Annotated in this window: 21 protein-coding genes; 17 read left to right on the forward strand and 4 right to left on the reverse strand. The window is 47.4% G+C overall.

The annotated features are described in order from the left end of the window. Window positions 1–5 precede the first annotated feature (5 nt). Window positions 6–677, reverse strand: a complete 672-nt coding sequence (locus DYH48_RS08270; RefSeq protein WP_115334497.1) for a hypothetical protein — start codon at window positions 675–677, stop codon at window positions 6–8. A 94-nt stretch (window positions 678–771) separates the two neighbouring features. Between DYH48_RS08270 and DYH48_RS08275 the strand changes: the two genes are divergently transcribed. The 3 genes from DYH48_RS08275 to lolE all read left to right on the forward strand — a co-directional run bounded on the left by DYH48_RS08275 (window position 772) and on the right by lolE (window position 4,074). Next, complete coding sequence (locus tag DYH48_RS08275; protein WP_115334498.1) at window positions 772–2,004, forward strand: lipoprotein-releasing ABC transporter permease subunit; 1,233 nt, start codon at window positions 772–774, stop codon at window positions 2,002–2,004. Between the two features lie 127 nt (window positions 2,005–2,131). Next, window positions 2,132–2,827 carry a lipoprotein-releasing ABC transporter ATP-binding protein LolD gene (lolD, locus tag DYH48_RS08280; RefSeq protein WP_006081863.1) on the forward strand — a complete coding sequence of 232 codons (696 nt, stop codon included), beginning with the start codon at window positions 2,132–2,134 and terminating at the stop codon, window positions 2,825–2,827. After that, window positions 2,824–4,074, forward strand: a complete 1,251-nt coding sequence (gene lolE, locus DYH48_RS08285; protein WP_006086840.1) for a lipoprotein-releasing ABC transporter permease subunit LolE — start codon at window positions 2,824–2,826, stop codon at window positions 4,072–4,074. The genes lolD and lolE overlap by 4 nt, the downstream gene beginning before the upstream one ends. A gap of 351 nt (window positions 4,075–4,425) precedes the next feature. Here the strand turns inward: lolE and suhB are convergent, their stop codons facing one another. Continuing rightward, entirely contained in the window at window positions 4,426–5,229 is an 804-nt protein-coding gene (gene suhB / locus DYH48_RS08290) for an inositol-1-monophosphatase (protein WP_006081861.1), read from the reverse strand. A 153-nt stretch (window positions 5,230–5,382) separates the two neighbouring features. Between suhB and trmJ the strand changes: the two genes are divergently transcribed. The 14 genes from trmJ to DYH48_RS08360 all read left to right on the forward strand — a co-directional run bounded on the left by trmJ (window position 5,383) and on the right by DYH48_RS08360 (window position 15,853). Next, window positions 5,383–6,111: a tRNA (cytosine(32)/uridine(32)-2'-O)-methyltransferase TrmJ gene (gene trmJ / locus DYH48_RS08295; protein ID WP_006081860.1), complete on the forward strand. Its 729-nt coding sequence runs from the start codon at window positions 5,383–5,385 to the stop codon at window positions 6,109–6,111. Window positions 6,112–6,165: 54 nt separating this feature from the next. Beyond that, window positions 6,166–6,987: a serine O-acetyltransferase gene (cysE, locus tag DYH48_RS08300; RefSeq protein WP_006081859.1), complete on the forward strand. Its 822-nt coding sequence runs from the start codon at window positions 6,166–6,168 to the stop codon at window positions 6,985–6,987. A 337-nt stretch (window positions 6,988–7,324) separates the two neighbouring features. Further along, complete coding sequence (iscR, locus tag DYH48_RS08305) at window positions 7,325–7,786, forward strand: Fe-S cluster assembly transcriptional regulator IscR (RefSeq protein WP_006081858.1); 462 nt, start codon at window positions 7,325–7,327, stop codon at window positions 7,784–7,786. Between the two features lie 80 nt (window positions 7,787–7,866). Next, window positions 7,867–9,081, forward strand: a complete 1,215-nt coding sequence (locus DYH48_RS08310) for an IscS subfamily cysteine desulfurase (protein WP_006081857.1) — start codon at window positions 7,867–7,869, stop codon at window positions 9,079–9,081. 37 nt (window positions 9,082–9,118) lie between these two features. Next, window positions 9,119–9,502: a Fe-S cluster assembly scaffold IscU gene (gene iscU, locus DYH48_RS08315; protein ID WP_006081856.1), complete on the forward strand. Its 384-nt coding sequence runs from the start codon at window positions 9,119–9,121 to the stop codon at window positions 9,500–9,502. Window positions 9,503–9,516: 14 nt separating this feature from the next. Next, window positions 9,517–9,840, forward strand: a complete 324-nt coding sequence (gene iscA, locus DYH48_RS08320; RefSeq protein ID WP_006081855.1) for an iron-sulfur cluster assembly protein IscA — start codon at window positions 9,517–9,519, stop codon at window positions 9,838–9,840. Between the two features lie 16 nt (window positions 9,841–9,856). After that, window positions 9,857–10,381: a co-chaperone HscB gene (gene hscB, locus DYH48_RS08325; protein ID WP_012089341.1), complete on the forward strand. Its 525-nt coding sequence runs from the start codon at window positions 9,857–9,859 to the stop codon at window positions 10,379–10,381. A gap of 67 nt (window positions 10,382–10,448) precedes the next feature. After that, the gene (gene hscA, locus DYH48_RS08330; protein WP_115334499.1) at window positions 10,449–12,311 is read left to right on the forward strand and encodes a Fe-S protein assembly chaperone HscA; all 1,863 of its coding nucleotides are present in this window, start codon (window positions 10,449–10,451) and stop codon (window positions 12,309–12,311) included. A gap of 8 nt (window positions 12,312–12,319) precedes the next feature. Further along, window positions 12,320–12,658 (forward strand): ISC system 2Fe-2S type ferredoxin, encoded by a 339-nt coding sequence (fdx, locus tag DYH48_RS08335; RefSeq protein ID WP_006081852.1) that lies wholly within the window; start codon window positions 12,320–12,322, stop codon window positions 12,656–12,658. A gap of 158 nt (window positions 12,659–12,816) precedes the next feature. Next, window positions 12,817–13,722, forward strand: coding sequence for a 30S ribosomal protein S6--L-glutamate ligase (rimK, locus tag DYH48_RS08340; RefSeq protein WP_115334500.1), 906 nt, complete (start codon window positions 12,817–12,819; stop codon window positions 13,720–13,722). 113 nt (window positions 13,723–13,835) lie between these two features. Next, window positions 13,836–14,033 carry a Fe-S cluster assembly protein IscX gene (gene iscX, locus DYH48_RS08345; RefSeq protein WP_006081850.1) on the forward strand — a complete coding sequence of 66 codons (198 nt, stop codon included), beginning with the start codon at window positions 13,836–13,838 and terminating at the stop codon, window positions 14,031–14,033. Window positions 14,034–14,250: 217 nt separating this feature from the next. After that, window positions 14,251–14,418, forward strand: coding sequence for a hypothetical protein (locus DYH48_RS08350; protein WP_115334501.1), 168 nt, complete (start codon window positions 14,251–14,253; stop codon window positions 14,416–14,418). A gap of 197 nt (window positions 14,419–14,615) precedes the next feature. Further along, window positions 14,616–15,047, forward strand: coding sequence for a nucleoside-diphosphate kinase (gene ndk, locus DYH48_RS08355; protein WP_006081848.1), 432 nt, complete (start codon window positions 14,616–14,618; stop codon window positions 15,045–15,047). A gap of 362 nt (window positions 15,048–15,409) precedes the next feature. Next, a complete protein-coding gene (locus DYH48_RS08360; RefSeq protein WP_006081847.1) occupies window positions 15,410–15,853 on the forward strand; it encodes an Hsp20 family protein in 444 nt (147 codons plus the stop codon). A gap of 101 nt (window positions 15,854–15,954) precedes the next feature. Here the strand turns inward: DYH48_RS08360 and ilvN are convergent, their stop codons facing one another. Further along, window positions 15,955–16,449 carry an acetolactate synthase small subunit gene (gene ilvN, locus DYH48_RS08365; protein WP_006081846.1) on the reverse strand — a complete coding sequence of 165 codons (495 nt, stop codon included), beginning with the start codon at window positions 16,447–16,449 and terminating at the stop codon, window positions 15,955–15,957. After that, window positions 16,449–18,167, reverse strand: a complete 1,719-nt coding sequence (locus DYH48_RS08370; RefSeq protein WP_115334502.1) for an acetolactate synthase 3 large subunit — start codon at window positions 18,165–18,167, stop codon at window positions 16,449–16,451. Before DYH48_RS08370 ends, ilvN begins: the two co-directional genes overlap by 1 nt. Window positions 18,168–18,211: the final 44 nt, after the last annotated feature.

Consider the following 18,211-nt stretch of genomic DNA (forward strand, 5'->3'; position numbering starts at 1 on the left):
AGCGGCTATTGACGCTCGTCTCTGGCGAGTTTACGTAACTTGAGTTGTTTCTGCTGCACATTGAGGCTGGCTTTGACTAATTGCTCCACGTCAGCTTCGAGAATTTGACTGAATTCAAAGTCGGTTTGCCACTGCGGGGCAGGCGACTGAAGTTCCGCCTGAGTATTGAATTCGTGGCTTTGTGTGTCACCGCTATTAGTATCGCTATTGGCGCTGCTCTCGGTAGATAGCGTTTTTTGCGCGGTAGAGGCGGTTACTTTGCCAAAACAGAGAATAGCGACTAGCTCGTCGTGAATAAACAGGGTGATTTTATAGTGTGATCCGATGTCCAAGGCTGTGGGTGTGAGTAGTCTTAGGCCGCTGCCACCAAACTGATTGCCAATGCATTTTTCGCCTTCTTGGGTTTCTTTCTCTAATACATGCTGCAGCACTAAATCCACTTTGCGGGATTGCAGCTTTAAAAAGTCCACCACCACCTTAGCGTCGTTGTCTAAATGGCGCAGTTGCAGCAAGCAATTGGCTTCGAGCGTTTTCACTTCGCTGAGTAGCTGAATACCCAATGATTGCATTGATCTTAATGCCATTTCAGAGGGTAATGGCTCGGAACTCGGCCACAGACTTAAGTAGGCGGTAAAAGGGTGAGGCACACTAAAATACGGATTGGTGTCAGTGAACAAGGCTTGCCTCTTTATTTATAGGACCAATACCCCTATTATCGTGCCCATCTTCATGATTTAGCAAGTTCAGCACACAGGACGCAACCCTCTTTCAATGAATCCAGGATTTCCTTTCTATATTGGTTACCGTTATTGGCGGGCCAGAAAAGCGAACGCGTTCGCGTCGTTCATTACTCTATTTGCCGTTTCGGGCATTTTTTTAGGCGTTGCCGCGCTCATTGTCGTGAGCTCTGTGATGAATGGTCTCGAAGGCCAACTCAAGCAACGTATCTTAGGCGCAGTACCGCAATTAACCCTTTATAGTGAAGCGCCTTTAGTCGATTGGACTAAGCAAGCGAGTGCGCTTAAAGCCTTACCTGGCGTATTAGGCGTGACGCCGAGCGTGTCGACGCAGGCCATGGTGCAATCGGCGGCGAGTATTCGTGCTGTGCAGGTTTATGGCGTGTTCCCCGAGTTAGCGGAAAAGTTATCTTCGGTTGCCCAGCACACTTACTCAGGTGCATTTGAGCAGCTGACGAGCGGCGACTACAAGGTGATTTTGGGCTCTGAGCTGGCAAGGCAACTTAAAGTCGCCCCCGGTGATACGGTGCGATTATTGAGTGGCGATGGTGTGGTGTATTCGCCCTTAGGCCCAGTGCCGAGCCAACGTAAGTTTTTGGTCTCAGGCATTTTTGAAATGGGCTCTCAGGTCGATGCGGGCGTGGCGTATATCCATTATCAAGATGCGAAACGGCTGATGCGTCAACCCAGTGAGGCTATTGATCAGCTCAGACTCTATTTAGCCGATCCCTTTAGCGCACCCGCTTTAGCGCCTAAAGTTCAGGATATATTAGCTAAACAAGGTGTTAAGGCGACAACCAGCGATTGGCGTGATACCTATGGCCACTTGTTTGGCGCGGTCAAAATGGAAAAGAACATGATGTCGCTGATGTTGAGTCTGATTGTGGCCGTGGCCGCATTCAATATCGTCTCGGCGCTGGTCATGATGGTGGTCGATAAAACCACAGATGTGGCGGTACTCAAAACCCAAGGCGTGACCACACCCGCCGTGATGGGCATTTTTGTGGTGCAAGGGTCGCTTAATGCAGTGCTCGGTTTAGTGCTGGGGCTGGCGGTTGGGATACTCATCACCTTGAATCTGAATGGCATTATGACCACCTTAGGGATTTCTATTTTAGGTGTGGGGCAGAGCTTGCCGGTGAAATTGGAGTTGATGCAGTTGTCTGTGATCGTGATTGGTACGCTACTGGTGACCCTGCTGGCGACCTTATATCCCGCACTGCGCGCCGCCAATGTGCAACCCGCGACTGCGCTCAGATATGAGTAACGGTATGCGAATAAACCTGTCGTTGCGACTGAGCGACGATGGAATAACGATTTCAATATACGAATAATTAAATGCATTGATTTGATGACATAAATCGATGCCAAAGCCTGTTTAAGAGAGAACTTCAATGCAAGACGTGTTACTGCAAGTGCAGAGTGTCAGTAAGAGTTACCATGATGGCGCCGTGACCACGCAAGTGTTGTCTAATGTTGATCTGCAAGTGTTTAAGGGCGAGCAGTTGGCGATTGTCGGCAGTTCAGGCTCAGGTAAAAGTACCTTGCTGCACATCATGGGCACGTTGGATGAACCAACCGCAGGTAAAGTCTTGCTGTTAGGCGAAGATTTATATCAAGTGTCCAGTGCACGCCAAGCGCAGATCCGTAACCAAGACTTAGGTTTTATCTATCAATTCCATCATTTATTGCCAGAATTTACCGCGCTAGAAAACGTCGCTATGCCAGCGTTTATTCAAGGTAAAGATCGTAAGCTGGCGCTCGCCGATGCTAAAGCCTTGTTGGAGCGGGTCGGGTTAGGGCATCGCATGACGCACATTCCTGCCGAGCTATCTGGCGGCGAACGTCAACGTGTGGCTATCGCAAGGGCCTTGATTAATAAACCTAAATTAGTGCTGGCCGATGAACCTACGGGTAACTTAGATGCCAACAGTGGCGATGCGGTTTATGAGTTGATCCGCGAACTCGCCGAACAACTGGGTACGGCGTTTGTGGTGGTGACCCATGATCATAAATTGGCCGCCCGTATGGATCGTCAACTGATGATGAAGAACGGCTTCCTGCAATTAGCGGCGGAAACCCAAGTATGAAAGGACCGTTAGCCTTATCCATTGGTTGGCGTTTTTATCGCGCCCGCCAATCCAACAGCTTTATTAGCTTTATTTCCTTCGCATCGACTGCGGGCATCGCCTTAGGCGTGGCGGTATTGATCATCGTTCTGTCGGCGATGAACGGTTTTGAGCGCGAGTTAGAACATAGATTGCTTGGCGTCGTGCCGCAGGCGGACATAGTTGGCGTGAGTGAGCCTATCGCGAACTGGCAGAGTGTTGCCGAGGGAGCGCTGTTAATTGAAGGTATTCGCGGCGCGGCGCCTTTTATCCGCATGCAAGGTTTAGTGCAAAAGCCCGGCGGTTTTCAAGGTTTAGCCGTGGTGGGGATCGATCCAAAAGAAGAAATCAAGGTCTCGACACTGGCGCAATTTATGAGCGATGCCAGCTGGCAGAGTCTAGGCCAAGATGAGAATAACATCGTCCTTGGGCAGAGTTTGTTGACCAAGTTGGGGCTTGAGGTTGGCGATACGCTGGCCTTATATGTGCAGGATCTGGATCCAGAAGCGGCGGGCAGTTTACGCGCGGCGAAGAGCCATCGTTTTGTGGTGTCTGGCGCCTATAATCTTGGCGGCGAGCTTGAGCTGACTACGGCTTATATTCCTATGCAGTACGCGGCGCAGATTTTGAACATGAAGAGCGGCGTGACTGGCGTGCGTATTAGCGTCGATAAAGTGTTTGATGCGCCCGTCAAAGTGCGCGAGCTTGGTTATGCGCAAAAGCAGTCGGTGTATATCAGTGACTGGACCCGTACCCAAGGGCATTTATATCAAGACATTCAGTTGGTTCGCACAGTCATGTACTTAGTGCTTGTGCTGGTGATTGGTGTCGCTTGCTTTAATATCGTTTCCACCTTAGTGATGGCAGTGCGGGATAAAGCCTCTGAGATTGCGATTTTGATGACTATGGGCCTGAGCCGCCTTGCTGTGATGGGGATTTTCATGGTGCAGGGCGCCTTGAATGGTCTGCTTGGCTGTGGTCTTGGCGGGATTATCGGCGTGAGTGTGGCACTGAATTTAAGTGCGATTGCCAGTACGATGGAGCAGTTACTCGGTATTCAACTGCTGTCAGCCGATGTGTACTTTGTCGATTTTTTACCGTCTGAGTTACATGGCTCAGATGCGGTGTTGGTGATTGTGATGGCGTTTGTGATGAGCTTAGTCGCCACACTCTATCCTGCTTGGAAAGCCAGTCAGATTGCGCCAGCGCAAGCCTTAGCGGGGAGATAACTCAATTAGTGGTTGTTCGTCCTGTTAGCCGATTGGTGCTGAAATCAGTGCTGACGCTTGCAGGAAACTCCTTTTATTCTCAATCACTATGTCTCAATGACTATACTATTTCTTTATTATTAGATTGTGGCGACTGAGGATGTGAGGACTTGATGACTCGAGTACTGAAGGCTTTAGAATGAAAGCCACATAAACAAAAAGGCCAGTGAGCGCTCTTAGAAGAGACAGCCACTGGCCTTTTTTATGTCTAACGTTTTGTATCTATGCGTTTTGTATCTATGCGTTTTGGAAAGCTAAGTGTTAATCGAGACTAACGCTTCGAGAATAACACTTCGAGATTAACGCCTACAATTAACGCTTTAATGCTTCGTTCAATAATGGACGCATGATTTTAACTAGTTCTGTGGTCACTTTAGGTGAACCTGCAACGATGTTACCAGAAATCAAATAGTTATGGTTGCCAGTGAAATCGGTAACCGTACCGCCCGCTTCGCGGCAGATAAGATCGCCTGCAGCGATATCCCATGGCTTTAAGCCGATTTCGAAGAAACCGTCTAAACGACCCGCGGCAACATAGGCTAAATCTAATGCGGCAGAACCTGCACGACGTAAGTCAGCACATTGGCCGAAGACTTCGCCGAAAATAGCCATGTAAGTTTCAGTGTGTTGACGCGCCTTGAATGGGAAGCCAGTACCAATCATGGTAGGCGCTAATTCATTCACGTTGGTAACACGCAGACGGAAATCATTGAGTTTTGCGCCTTTACCACGGACGGCGGTAAAGAGTTCTTCACGGACAGGATCGTAAACAACCGCAACTTCAGTTTTACCTTTATGTTGCAGAGCGATAGAAATCGCGAAGTGGGGAATGCCTCTAACAAAGTTGTTAGTGCCATCCAGAGGGTCAACTATCCAAACGTAGTCGTTATTCTCACCGCGGTTTTCGCCTTTCTCTTCACCCACGATAGTGTGATCAGGGTAAGATTTACGAATTTGGTAAGTAATTGTCGCTTCTGCTTCCTTGTCTACACTGGTAACAAAATCGTTGATACCTTTTGAACTGACTTCAATACGGTCAAGTTCGGTATAGGCGCGCATAATATTTTGGCCGGCCGCGCGGGCAGCGCGTACAGCAATCGTCAGCATCGGATGCATTGCAATCCCCTGGATGTTAAAGAACGTTAAAATAGCGGGCGGCATTATACCCGATTTGATAGTTATATCAAATACCGATTTTCATATAAGCATTCGGCAATGGCTGTGATAATATTCGTCCCCAACGTTTTATGAATTAAATTAAGTTGTTTCATGCTAAGTAATATTCGAGTGGTTTTAGTGGGGACTTCGCACCCCGGCAATATTGGTTCCACTGCCAGAGCGATGAAGACTATGGGTCTGTCAAATCTGTACCTTGCAGAACCGCGTGTTGAACCCGATGGGCATTCCATTGCATTAGCCGCGGGTGCATCGGATATTCTGAAACATCTTGTGAAAGTGGATTCACTCGCTGAAGCGATTGCCGATTGCAGTCTCGTGATTGCAACCAGCGCGCGCAGTCGCACCTTAGATTGGCCGATGTTAGAGCCAAGAGAAGCAGGAGTGAGATTAGCGACAGAGGCACTTAAAGGCCCCGTGGCAATCGTGTTTGGCCGTGAGAACCACGGGTTGAGCAATGAAGAGTTGCAACAGTGCACTTATCATGTGGCGATTCCTGCAAATCCTGAATACAGCTCGCTCAATCTTGCGCAAGCCGTACAAATCATTTGTTATGAAACCCGTGTTGCCCACCTCGCACAAAAAGAAGTGGCCGAAGAAGAGCTGACTGAGTATCCCTTGGCCGCCGATCAGGAACGTTTCTTTGCACACCTTGAGACGACACTGCTATCAACCGGATTTATCATTAAGAATCATCCCGGACAAGTGATGATGAAACTGCGCCGCTTGTTTAGCCGCGCACGGATTGAGAGTCAGGAGATGAATATCCTCAGGGGTATTTTGACCTCTATTGAGAAAGTGACGGGTTCTAAAGACAAATAGCCAAATCCTAATCATCAATAATTACCGTACAGAATGACCGTAAAGGGATAAACAATGGGCGTGATAGCTAGGCTAAAAGAAGACATTGAATCTATATATCACCGTGATCCTGCGGCGCGCAGCGCGTTTGAGATCTTGGTTAACTATCCGGGCATGCATGCCATTTGGTTGCATCGGATAAGCCATAAGCTATGGAAGCGCGATTGGCGCTTAACGGCACGTTGTTTATCGACTTTTTCCCGTTGGTTGACGGGTGTAGAAATCCATCCAGGTGCGACCATAGGCCATCGATTTTTTATCGACCATGGTATGGGGGTGGTGATTGGTGAAACGGCTGAGATTGGTGATGATTGCACGCTTTATCACGGTGTAACGCTTGGCGGAACCACATGGCAGGCGGGTAAACGTCACCCGACGTTAGCCAATAACGTGGTGGTGGGCGCGGGGGCAAAAATCCTCGGTCCTATTACCATGCACGACGGTGCGCGTGTGGGTTCAAACTCGGTTGTGGTAAAAGATGTGCCAAAAGATACCACAGTAGTGGGCATTCCTGGGCGCGTGGTGGCATCACCGTCACCGCAATCGAAAGAGAAAACTGAACGCCGTAGCGCGATGGCGAAAAAATACGGTTTTGATGCATACGCAGTATCACCGGATAATCCCGATCCTGTTGCCAATGCGATAGGGCAGATGCTGGATCATATGCATCTGATGGACTCGAAAGTTCAAGAGTTGTGTCAAGCCATCCAAGGGCTGGGTGGTAATGTCTGCACCGAAAAACTCCCAGAGCTGGATATGGGCGAGTTTAATGATGCAGAGAAAGCCGCCGCCGATAAGCGACAAAATGCTATCGATGAGTTTGATCCGAGTATTTAACTTTAACGTAATGGTCTGAGTGACTTAAAAGTCTAGTTTCAACGGTTCTACTTTAGCGGATCTTGTTATAAAGGCTAATACAGCGGTCAAACCTTAGTTTGACCGCGCCATAGTGTACTGATCACTTTTATCCTGGGTTTATATCGTGCTAGATGTCGATTAATTGGCGCTCTAGCATTGAATCTTAAGCCGGAAAAAGGTTAAATACCCCACCAAGATGAAAGGGTATTGGTTATGTGCGCACTCAATACTTGAGTGTTTTAGTAGGTTTTAATACTTGACTGATTTACTCGGGTATGTTGAAATAAAGCATACCTCTTCGGGAGCTATGGTAGTTATGAAACTTACATCAAAAGGTCGTTATGCAGTAACCGCTATGCTAGATGTGGCCATCCACTCGGCATCGGGACCAGTTCCCTTAGCGGACATCTCTGAGAGACAAGGGATTTCGCTTTCCTATCTGGAACAACTCTTCGCTAAGCTAAGAAAACACGGTTTAGTTGCCAGTGTACGTGGACCGGGCGGTGGTTATCGCTTAGGCCTAGAAGCCAATGATATTTCAGTCGGCATGGTTGTCCATGCTGTAGACGAGTCTGTCGATGCGACTCGTTGCCAAGGACTTGGCAATTGTCAGAGTGGAACTCGCTGCTTAACCCATTCACTTTGGGGCGATTTAAGCAAACAAATTTCAGATTTTTTAGATGGTATCAGTCTTGCTGGCTTGATGCAGAAACGAGATGTGCAATTTATCTCGCTTAAGCAAGACACTATGCAAAAGGAACAAAGAGTCAGTTTATAACTGAACTTTGTTATACGATAAAAATAATTTTTGTACGTTGTATGTAGCCTCGGCAGAGACTGCTCAGTACGGAGTGTGTTATGAAGCTTCCTATCTATTTAGATTATGCCGCCACCACGCCTGTTGATCCAAGAGTCGCGGAAAAGATGTTCCAATGCATGACAATGGACGGCATCTTTGGTAATCCAGCCTCACGTTCACATCGCTACGGCTGGCAAGCTGAAGAAGCGGTGGATATTGCTCGCAATCAAATTGCCGAGTTAATTAACGCCGATCACCGCGAAATTGTGTTTACCTCTGGCGCTACGGAATCGAACAACTTAGCGATTAAAGGTGTTGCTCATTTCTATCACAAGAAAGGCAAGCACATCATCACCAGTAAGACTGAACATAAAGCCGTTCTTGATACCTGTCGCCAATTAGAGCGCGAAGGTTTCGAAGTGACTTATTTAGAGCCTGCGGCTAACGGCATCATTCCGATGGAACGTTTAGAAGCGGCAATGCGTGACGACACTATCCTTGTCAGCATCATGCACGTGAATAACGAAATCGGTGTGATCCACGATATCGATGCAATCGGTGAGCTATGCCGTTCAAAAGGCATTATTTTCCACATGGATGCAGCGCAAAGTGCAGGCAAAGTGCCTATCGATGTGCAAGCCACTAAAGTGGATTTGATCTCGATTTCTGGTCACAAAATGTATGGCCCTAAAGGTATCGGCGCGCTATATGTTCGTCGTAAGCCACGCATTCGCCTAGAAGCGCAAATGCACGGTGGTGGTCATGAGCGTGGTATGCGTAGCGGTACGTTACCAACGCATCAAATCGTAGGTTTAGGTGAAGCTGCTGCAATCGCAAAAGCGGAAATGGCCTCTGATGACGCTCGTATCGGTGCATTACGTGACAAATTATGGAATGGCATCAAGCACATTGAAGAAACCTATATCAATGGTGATGCGATTGAGCGCGTTAGCGGTAGCCTCAACGTCAGCTTCAACTATGTTGAAGGCGAGTCGTTAATGATGGCACTGAAAGATTTAGCGGTTTCATCGGGTTCGGCATGTACCTCAGCCAGCCTAGAGCCTAGCTACGTATTACGTGCGCTTGGCTTAAACGATGAAATGGCACATAGCTCGATTCGTTTCTCTATCGGCCGTTTCACAACCGAAGAAGAAATTGATCACGCTATCGAAGTAATTACTCAATCTATTGATAAATTAAGAGAAATGTCTCCTTTGTGGGAAATGTTTAAAGATGGAATCGACCTGAACCAAGTTCAATGGGCACATCATTAATTCTGACCTTTACAATAGATAATTTTGGAGCAGTACCATGGCTTACAGTGAAAAAGTGATAGATCATTATGAGAACCCACGTAACGTTGGTTCTTTTGATAAAAACGATCCTTCGGTCGTGACCGGTATGGTAGGCGCGCCTGCTTGCGGTGACGTGATGAAACTTCAGTTGAAAATTGGTGCTGATGGCATCATTCAAGACGCTAAGTTCAAAACTTACGGTTGTGGTAGCGCGATTGCGTCTAGCTCACTGGTAACTGAGTGGGTTAAAGGCAAGACTATCGAACAAGCTGCGGCGATTAAGAACACAGATATCGCTGAAGAATTGGCATTGCCACCGGTGAAGATCCACTGTTCAATTTTGGCTGAAGATGCCATTAAAGCTGCTATCGACGAGTACAAATCGAAACAAGCTAAGTAACATCTGGAGTTAAGATGGCGATTACAATGACCCCAGCGGCAGCCGATCGTGTCAGATCTTTCTTAGTCAACCGAGGCAAAGGTGTAGGCCTGCGTCTCGGCTTAAGAACATCAGGCTGTTCTGGTATGGCTTATGTACTTGAGTTCGTTGATTCTTTAAATGATGACGATGAAGTGTTTGATATCGAAGATGTGAAAATCATCATCGATGCCAAGAGCCTCATCTATCTTCAAGGGATCGAGCTGGATTTTGTTAAAGAAGGGCTGAACGAAGGCTTCCAATTTAACAATCCTAACGCAAAAGGTGAGTGTGGTTGCGGTGAGAGTTTCACTGTTTAACCGCTAAAGTTGACGCATGAATTATTTCGAGCTGTTTAAATTTTCCCCTGCCTTCGATATTGATACCGCCTTACTTGCAGAACGCTATCGCGAACTGCAACGGGCGGTTCATCCCGATAAATTTGCCAATGATACTGAGCAGCAAAAATTGCTGTCGGTGCAGCGCACGGCGCAAGTCAATGATGGTTTTCAAACCTTAAAAGATCCCATTCGCCGCGCCGAGCATATGTTGTCGCTGCGCGGCATTGAATTAAGCCATGAAACCACCACAGTGAAAGATACTGGCTTCTTGATGCAGCAAATGGAATGGCGTGAGGCGTTGGAAGACATACGCGATAGTGCCGATCCTCAAGCGAGTATTGACGAGCTATATCAATCGTTTGCGCAGTACCGCGCGCAACTCACTCAGCAATTGACTCAACTGTTAACCAGTGAGCAGGCTGAAGATGCATTGTTAGCGGCGGATCAAGTTCGCAAACTCAAATTTATGGCAAAATTACACGACGAGTTAACCAGAGTCGAAGACGCTCTGTTAGATTGATTTTGCGTGTTTATGTTACTTTGCTGACTCAAGCACGCTTGAGTTGGCATTACTAAGTTGGATATATATGGCCCTTTTGCAGATAGCTGAGCCCGGTCAAAGTGCCGCGCCGCACCAACATAGACTTGCCGTTGGCATCGATTTAGGTACGACCAATTCTTTGGTGGCGGCTGTTCGAAGTGGGGAGACGGCAACCCTGCCGGACGAACTTGGACAGCATTCATTACCTTCTATCGTGCGTTATACCCAAGATTCAGTCGAAGTTGGCGCCCTTGCGGCGTTGAGTTCGGCGCAGGATCCGCAAAACACGATCGTTTCGGTTAAGCGTTTTATGGGCCGCAGCCTGGCTGATATCAAAGCCGGCGAGCAATCATTCCCCTACGAGTTTGCCGAAAGCGAAAACGGTTTACCTTTATTCGTGACTCCCCAAGGCCAAGTAAATCCCGTGCAAGTGTCTGCGGAGATTTTACGTCCGCTGATTGCCCGTGCTGAAAAAACCTTAGGTGGCGAGCTGCAAGGTGTCGTAATAACCGTACCGGCCTATTTTGATGATGCCCAGCGCCAAGGCACGAAAGATGCCGCAGCTTTGCTGGGTGTTAAAGTGCTACGTCTGTTGAATGAACCGACGGCTGCTGCGATTGCCTACGGCTTAGACTCTAAGCAAGAGGGCGTAATTGCCATCTATGACTTAGGCGGCGGCACCTTCGACATTTCTATTTTGCGCTTGAATCGCGGCGTATTCGAAGTGTTAGCCACCGGCGGTGATTCTGCGCTTGGCGGCGATGATTTCGATCATTTACTCCAAGCACATATGCAACAAGTGTGGCAGCTTAGCGACATCGACTCACAATTAAGCCGTCAACTGTTGATTGAATCGCGTCGAGTCAAAGAAGCCTTAACGGATGCAGCAGAAACTGAAGCAAAAGTGATCCTTGCCGATGGGACTGAGCTCACGCAAATCGTTACTAAAGCTGAATTTGATGCCATGATTGCGGCGTTGGTTAAGAAGACCATTGCTAGCTGTCGCCGTACCCTGCGTGATGCGGGCGTAACGACAGATGAAGTGCTTGAAACTGTGATGGTTGGCGGTTCAACGCGCGTGCCATTAGTGCGTGAACAGGTTGAAGCTTTCTTCGGTAAACCACCACTGACGTCTATCGATCCCGACCGTGTTGTCGCGATTGGTGCGGCCATTCAAGCCGACATTTTAGTGGGTAATAAACCCGAATCTGATTTGCTGCTCCTCGATGTGATCCCTTTGTCATTAGGCATAGAGACCATGGGCGGTTTAGTGGAAAAAGTGGTGTCGCGTAATACGACGATTCCGGTTGCGCGAGCACAGGAATTTACCACCTTTAAAGATGGTCAAACGGCCATGGCATTTCATGTGGTGCAGGGCGAGCGTGAGCTCGTTGCCGATTGCCGCTCACTGGCGCGTTTTACTCTAAAAGGTATTCCGCCGTTAGCTGCAGGCGCTGCGCACATTCGTGTGACTTTCCAAGTGGATGCAGATGGTTTACTCAGTGTGACCGCGATGGAGAAATCCACCGGCGTGCAGTCAAGTATTCAAGTTAAGCCGTCTTTTGGTTTATCGGATACTGAAATTGCCACTATGCTGAAAGATTCGATGAAGTATGCCAAAGACGATATCGGTCGTCGTATGCTGGCCGAGCAGCAAGTGGAGGCGGCGAGGGTACTCGAGTCTTTACATGCCGCGTTAGCGAAAGATGGCGACTTGCTGAATGCCGATGAGCGTAGACAAATCGATGCCACTATGGCCAATGTGGCGCAAGTTGCCGCGGGCGATGATGCCGATGCGATTAAGCTCGCGATTGAAAAACTGGATGAGCAAACCCAAGATTTTGCTGCCAGACGTATGGACAATTCTATTCGAGTGGCATTCAAAGGCCAGTCGATCGACAACATATAGGTGATGTAATGCCCCAATTAGTCTTTCTTCCCCATGCCGAGTTGTGCCCAGATGGTGCAGTGCTTGAGGCGAATGTTGGTGAGACCATTCTTGATGTTGCCCTGCGTAATGGCATCAATATCGAGCATGCATGTGAAAAGTCCTGTGCTTGCACGACGTGTCACTGTATCGTGCGTGAAGGCTTTAATGATCTTGAGCCAAGTGATGAGCTAGAAGATGATATGTTAGACAAAGCTTGGGGACTTGAGCCCGAAAGCCGTCTATCTTGTCAGGCGAAAGTGGTCGACACTGACATGGTGATTGAGATCCCTAAATACACGGTTAACATGGTCAGCGAAGGCAATTAATGCTGCCGCGATAATTGTTAAAACCAGTCCACGTGACTGGTTTTTTGCTTTTGGCGTTGAGCATTTGTGCAACTAATCTTGTCTATGCCTCTAGTTGTTTGATTTATCCCTGCGCAGGCGTATTATGCGCTCAAAATTAATGGTTGCCGGAGACCAGAATGAGAATAGCGATCTTATCGCAAGGGCCTGAGTTATATTCAACGAAGCGACTCGTTGAAGCGGCTCAATTACGTGGTCATGAAGTACAAGTAATCAATCCCCTTGAATGTTATATGAATATCAACATGCGGCAATCGAGTATCCACATTGGTGGGCGAGAGTTACCCGCATTTGATGCTGTGATCCCCCGCATTGGGGCGTCGATTACCTTTTATGGCTCGGCGGTATTGCGTCAGTTTGAGATGATGGGCGTATATGCTTTAAATGATTCTGTTGGGATCTCGCGCTCACGTGACAAATTGCGTTCTATGCAGCTGATGTCACGCCGCGGCATTGGCTTACCCATTACTGGATTTGCCAATAAACCGAGTGATATCCCCGACTTGATTGATATGGTGGGTGGCGCGCCTCTGGTGATTAAATTACTCGAAGGCACCCAAGGTATCGGCGTGGTATTAGCCGAGACTCGTAAAGCGGCTGAGAGCGTGATTGAAGCCTTTATGGGCCTTAAAGCCAACATCATGGTGCAGGAATATATTAAAGAAGCCAATGGCGCAGACATTCGCTGTTTCGTGCTCGGCGATAAAGTGATTGCCGCCATGAAGCGTCAAGCTATGCCCGGTGAGTTCCGCTCTAACTTGCACCGTGGTGGCACGGCAAGTTTAGTCAAATTAACCCCAGAGGAACGCTCAGTCGCCATTCGTGCAGCTAAGACCATGGGGCTTAATGTGGCTGGTGTTGACTTGCTACGCTCAAACCACGGTCCTGTGATCATGGAAGTTAACTCTTCACCTGGTCTTGAAGGAATTGAAGGCGCCACCACGAAAGATGTGGCGGGTGCTATTATTGATTTTGTTGAAAAAAATGCGATTAAAGTGAAAAAGGTGACGCAAGCACAGGGTTAGTGCCCTTGCTGTCGAGTATTGACTACGGAATATCAACACTTGATTCACCTCCTTATGGGTAACGCCGTTTAGCAAGAACTTACCCATTAAAGCGAACCGAATAGGGGAAAACGATGACATTAACCTGGATAGATTCGTTAGATATTGCGTTGGAATTACTCGAAGCACACCCAGAGGTGAATCCTACTCAGCTGCATTTCACCCAATTGTATGAGTGGGTGTTAGCCTTGGATGATTTTGCCGATGATCCCAAGCACTGTAATGAAAAAATACTGGAAGCGATTCAGCAGTGTTGGATTGATGAAAAGTAGTGAGCACAGCGGTGATACGGCTTTTTATGTGAGGCATCTTGTCCTTTTGACGTTTAACTAAGGTGATTTACCTCACGTATTTGCAGGGGCGCAGAGAATATTTGGCGAGAGTTTGATCACAGTCAAGTTCATTTTTAGCGGATATCGTACCTTGTTGTATATTGGTTAAGGCATTTAAATGGCTTAACTTTGTTATCGCAACTGCAAGGATGTTCACATGAAACTTTTGCTTGTATTGTTATGTATGCTTGTCCCTTCAATGGCTTGGGCTCATCCAGGGCATGGCGGTGTCGGTTTATTCCATCACTTGTTAGATCTTGCTCCCGCAGTCATTTTAGTCGCTTTGATTGCTTGTGCAGGTATTTGGGCAAAAAATAGAAAATAATCCCATTTTTTAATGAGTTAATGGACCCTGCTGAGGATTTATCCTCCTAGCGGGGTCTTTTGTGTGATCAAGCTGATTACGAATAAAGCGAATGTGCGCAATATCTCAGACTAATTTGCTATAAAGATAGGATTTAGCTTTTAAATTTCGTATAATCCGCGCGAATTTTTTAAACTTGCTGACAAAGGAAGCTAGTTATGGCGATCGAACGCACATTTTCTATTATCAAACCTGATGCTGTTGCAAAAAACCACATCGGTGCTATCTACAATCGTTTTGAAACTGCTGGTCTTAAGATCGTTGCATCAAAAATGTTACACCTGACCAAAGAACAAGCTGAAGGTTTCTATGCTGAGCATAGCGAACGCGGCTTCTTCGGTGCTCTGGTTGCATTCATGACTTCTGGTCCTATCATGGTCCAAGTATTAGAAGGCGAAAACGCTGTTTTAGCTCACCGTGAAATTTTAGGTGCAACTAACCCAGCTCAAGCGGCTCCTGGTACTATCCGTGCTGATTTCGCTGAAAGCATTGACGAAAACGCGGCTCACGGCTCTGATGCTGTTGAATCTGCTGCTCGTGAAATTGCTTACTTCTTCAGCGCTGAAGAACTGTGTCCACGCACTCGTTAATTCGATGCTAAGACTGAAAAAGGAGCCCTAGGCTCCTTTTTTATTGGCTGCAATTTAGCGAATACTGCTTGCCGTGCGCAATGAATCTAATGCCGCGATACCAATTACATCTCGCTTTACCGTTTTAAAGCGGTATTAGCGTTTGTTTTTATTGTTCTTTTAAAATTCTGCACATTTTTTTAATTTTCTTGCTTGAAATTTTCTCTCCCGTCCTTATATCTATTTCAGGATCGCTCGATGAGGATCCTAGTGTGAATTCTGTGCCGTAAGGACAGAAGATTTAATTCGGCAGACTCTACAAACGTTTTCATCCTGAAAACAGTCCGCCAATTCTCCATATTGCTTAAGACAAGGATATGAATATGCGTACTTATGATTTAACACCACTTTACCGCAGTGCCATTGGTTTTGACCGTTTAGCGCAATTGGCAGAACATGCCGCTGCCAATAATGGCAACTCAGGTTATCCTCCATATAACATCGAATTACTCGGCGAAAATCGTTATCGCATAACGATGGCCGTAGCGGGATTCTCAATGGATGAACTTGAGATCAGCAGTGAAGGTGAAAAATTGCTGGTGAAAGGCAATAAAGCCGAAAGCCAAACCGAGCGTAAATACCTGTATCAAGGCATAGCTGAACGCGGTTTTGAGCGTACTTTTCAGCTGGCAGACTATGTCACTGTGCTCGGTGCAAGTTTAGAAAATGGCTTACTCAATGTTGATTTAGTGCGTGAAATTCCTGAAGCATTGAAACCACGCAAAATTGAGATCACCTCATCGCGCTTGTTAGACAGCCAGTCATAATTGACGCTGTGATAATCGCTTAAAAAACAAGGGGAGCATTATGCTCCCCTTGATGTTTTTGTATTTATGCGAAAAATGTCCGCGAGATTTCCTTCAGAAAACTAGGCTTTCATGGCCTTTTCGCCGCGGGCCAAACCCACCACGCCGGAGCGTGAGACTTCGACCAGTTTGGTGACTTCCCCCAGCGCATGAATAAAGGCATCGAGTTTATCTGACGTGCCCACCATTTGGATGGTGTATAAATTGGCGGTGACATCGACAATCTGTCCGCGGAAAATATCCGCCATGCGTTTCACTTCTTCCCTAAATTCACCTTGGGCACGGACCTTAACAAGGGCGAGTTCGCGTTCAATATAAGCAGACTCGGTAATATTCGATACTTTTAACACATCGATTAACTTATGTAGCTGCTTCTCTATCTGCTCTAACACCATTTCGTCGGCAACGACTGTGATATTAAGCCGCGACAGGGTGATATCGTCCGTTGGCGCCACTGTTAAACTTTCAATGTTATAACCGCGTTGTGAAAACAAACCGACCACACGAGACAGGGCGCCGGATTGGTTTTCTAATAATACAGATATAATTCGACGCATTAGCATTTCTCCGTCTTGGTCAGCCACATTTCATTCATCGCACCACCGCGGATCAACATGGGGTACACGTGCTCAGTTTCATCCACCATGATATCGATAAAGACCAGCCTGTCTTTCATCGCCAGCGCTTCAGCCATTTTTGACTCAAGTTCGGTGGGATCGCTGATCGTCATGCCAACATGACCATAGGCCTCGGCAATTTTGGCAAAATTTGGCACTGAATCCATATAGGAATGTGAGTGACGGCCAGAGTAAATCATGTCCTGCCATTGTTTTACCATGCCAAGGAAACGATTGTTTAAGTTGATGATTTTAACCGGCGTATCATATTGCAGCGCGGTCGAAAGCTCTTGAATGTTCATCTGGATGGAACCATCACCCGTGACACACACAACAGTAGCGTCAGGCATGGCCATTTTTACGCCCATCGCGGCGGGCAGGCCGAATCCCATTGTCCCTAGGCCACCTGAGTTGATCCAGCGACGCGGCTTATCGAACGGATAGTACAAGGCGGCAAACATTTGGTGCTGGCCAACATCTGATGCGACATAGGCATCGCCATTGGTTAGCTTATACAAGGTTTCAATCACTTGCTGTGGTTTGATGCGGCCACTGTTTTTGTCATAGGCCAGACAATCGCGACTGCGCCATTGTTCAATGTCATTCCACCAAGTAGCAATGGCATCGTTGTCGTTGTGTTCGTTCGATTCATCTAACAGTGCCAACATGCTGTCTAAAATGCTGTCGGCTGACCCCACGATAGGAATATCCACGTGGATAGTTTTTGAAATAGACGAGGGATCGATATCTATATGCAAAATGGTCGCGTTCGGACAGTATTTTTCCACATTATTGGTGGTTCTATCGTCGAAGCGTACACCAATACCGAAGATCAAATCGCAGTTATGCATTGTCATGTTGGCTTCGTAGCGACCGTGCATCCCAAGCATGCCTAAACTGTTTTTGTGGGTGCTTGGAAAAGCGCCAAGTCCCATCAGCGTGCTGACGACGGGAATATTTAATCTCTCAGCCAATTGCAGGATTTGCTTATCACAACCTGAGATAATCGCGCCGCCACCGACATAAAGTACCGGTTTTTTCGCGGCTAACAGGGCTTGAAGACCACGGCGGATCTGACCTTTATGGCCTGATGTCGTTGGATTATACGAGCGCATTTTGACGCTTTCTGGGTAGCAATATTCGTGCAGCAGAGCTGGGTTTAAACAATCTTTTGGCAGATCGACAACTACAGGACCGGGACGGCCAGTAGAGGCAATGTAAAAAGCCTTTTTAATAATTTCAGGAATTTCAGTCGGATCTTTAACTAAAAAGCTGTGTTTCACTACAGGGCGAGAGATACCTATCATGTCGCATTCTTGGAAGGCATCGTTACCGATAAGATTGCTCGGGACTTGACCCGATAACACCACAAGGGGGATAGAATCCATGTAAGCGGTGGCAATACCGGTAATCGCGTTGGTCGCGCCTGGGCCTGAGGTGACTAATACAACGCCCACTTTACCCGTGGCACGGGCGTAGCCATCGGCCATGTGTACGGCGGCTTGTTCGTGGCGAACGAGTATGTGTTCAATACCGGGGATAACGTGCAGGGCGTCGTAGATATCTAAAACTGAACCGCCAGGATAACCAAAAATGTGCTTTACGCCTTCATCGATCAAAGAACGCACTATCATGCTGGCGCCGGATAACATCTCCATGTGGAACTCCTATTGCATAGTACCGTTACGGTAAACAGTATCTT

This window comes from Shewanella baltica (assembly GCF_900456975.1).
GTDB classification, from domain to species: Bacteria; Pseudomonadota; Gammaproteobacteria; order Enterobacterales; family Shewanellaceae; genus Shewanella; species Shewanella baltica.

What these genes read in the sequence shown, in the direction of transcription:
- DYH48_RS08370 (WP_115334502.1), bottom strand. Translation starts at nt 18,167, where the DNA reads ATGGAGATGTTATCCGGCGCCAGCATGATAGTGCGTTCTTTGATCGAT.
- iscU (WP_006081856.1), top strand. Translation starts at nt 9,119, where the DNA reads ATGGCTTACAGTGAAAAAGTGATAGATCATTATGAGAACCCACGTAAC.
- hscB (WP_012089341.1), top strand. Translation starts at nt 9,857, where the DNA reads ATGAATTATTTCGAGCTGTTTAAATTTTCCCCTGCCTTCGATATTGAT.
- iscX (WP_006081850.1), top strand. Translation starts at nt 13,836, where the DNA reads ATGACATTAACCTGGATAGATTCGTTAGATATTGCGTTGGAATTACTC.
- DYH48_RS08360 (WP_006081847.1), top strand. Translation starts at nt 15,410, where the DNA reads ATGCGTACTTATGATTTAACACCACTTTACCGCAGTGCCATTGGTTTT.
- cysE (WP_006081859.1), top strand. Translation starts at nt 6,166, where the DNA reads ATGGGCGTGATAGCTAGGCTAAAAGAAGACATTGAATCTATATATCAC.
- suhB (WP_006081861.1), bottom strand. Translation starts at nt 5,229, where the DNA reads ATGCATCCGATGCTGACGATTGCTGTACGCGCTGCCCGCGCGGCCGGC.
- iscR (WP_006081858.1), top strand. Translation starts at nt 7,325, where the DNA reads ATGAAACTTACATCAAAAGGTCGTTATGCAGTAACCGCTATGCTAGAT.
- ndk (WP_006081848.1), top strand. Translation starts at nt 14,616, where the DNA reads ATGGCGATCGAACGCACATTTTCTATTATCAAACCTGATGCTGTTGCA.
- hscA (WP_115334499.1), top strand. Translation starts at nt 10,449, where the DNA reads ATGGCCCTTTTGCAGATAGCTGAGCCCGGTCAAAGTGCCGCGCCGCAC.
- trmJ (WP_006081860.1), top strand. Translation starts at nt 5,383, where the DNA reads ATGCTAAGTAATATTCGAGTGGTTTTAGTGGGGACTTCGCACCCCGGC.
- fdx (WP_006081852.1), top strand. Translation starts at nt 12,320, where the DNA reads ATGCCCCAATTAGTCTTTCTTCCCCATGCCGAGTTGTGCCCAGATGGT.
- lolD (WP_006081863.1), top strand. Translation starts at nt 2,132, where the DNA reads ATGCAAGACGTGTTACTGCAAGTGCAGAGTGTCAGTAAGAGTTACCAT.
- rimK (WP_115334500.1), top strand. Translation starts at nt 12,817, where the DNA reads ATGAGAATAGCGATCTTATCGCAAGGGCCTGAGTTATATTCAACGAAG.
- DYH48_RS08275 (WP_115334498.1), top strand. Translation starts at nt 772, where the DNA reads ATGAATCCAGGATTTCCTTTCTATATTGGTTACCGTTATTGGCGGGCC.
- DYH48_RS08310 (WP_006081857.1), top strand. Translation starts at nt 7,867, where the DNA reads ATGAAGCTTCCTATCTATTTAGATTATGCCGCCACCACGCCTGTTGAT.
- DYH48_RS08350 (WP_115334501.1), top strand. Translation starts at nt 14,251, where the DNA reads ATGAAACTTTTGCTTGTATTGTTATGTATGCTTGTCCCTTCAATGGCT.
- iscA (WP_006081855.1), top strand. Translation starts at nt 9,517, where the DNA reads ATGGCGATTACAATGACCCCAGCGGCAGCCGATCGTGTCAGATCTTTC.
- lolE (WP_006086840.1), top strand. Translation starts at nt 2,824, where the DNA reads ATGAAAGGACCGTTAGCCTTATCCATTGGTTGGCGTTTTTATCGCGCC.
- ilvN (WP_006081846.1), bottom strand. Translation starts at nt 16,449, where the DNA reads ATGCGTCGAATTATATCTGTATTATTAGAAAACCAATCCGGCGCCCTG.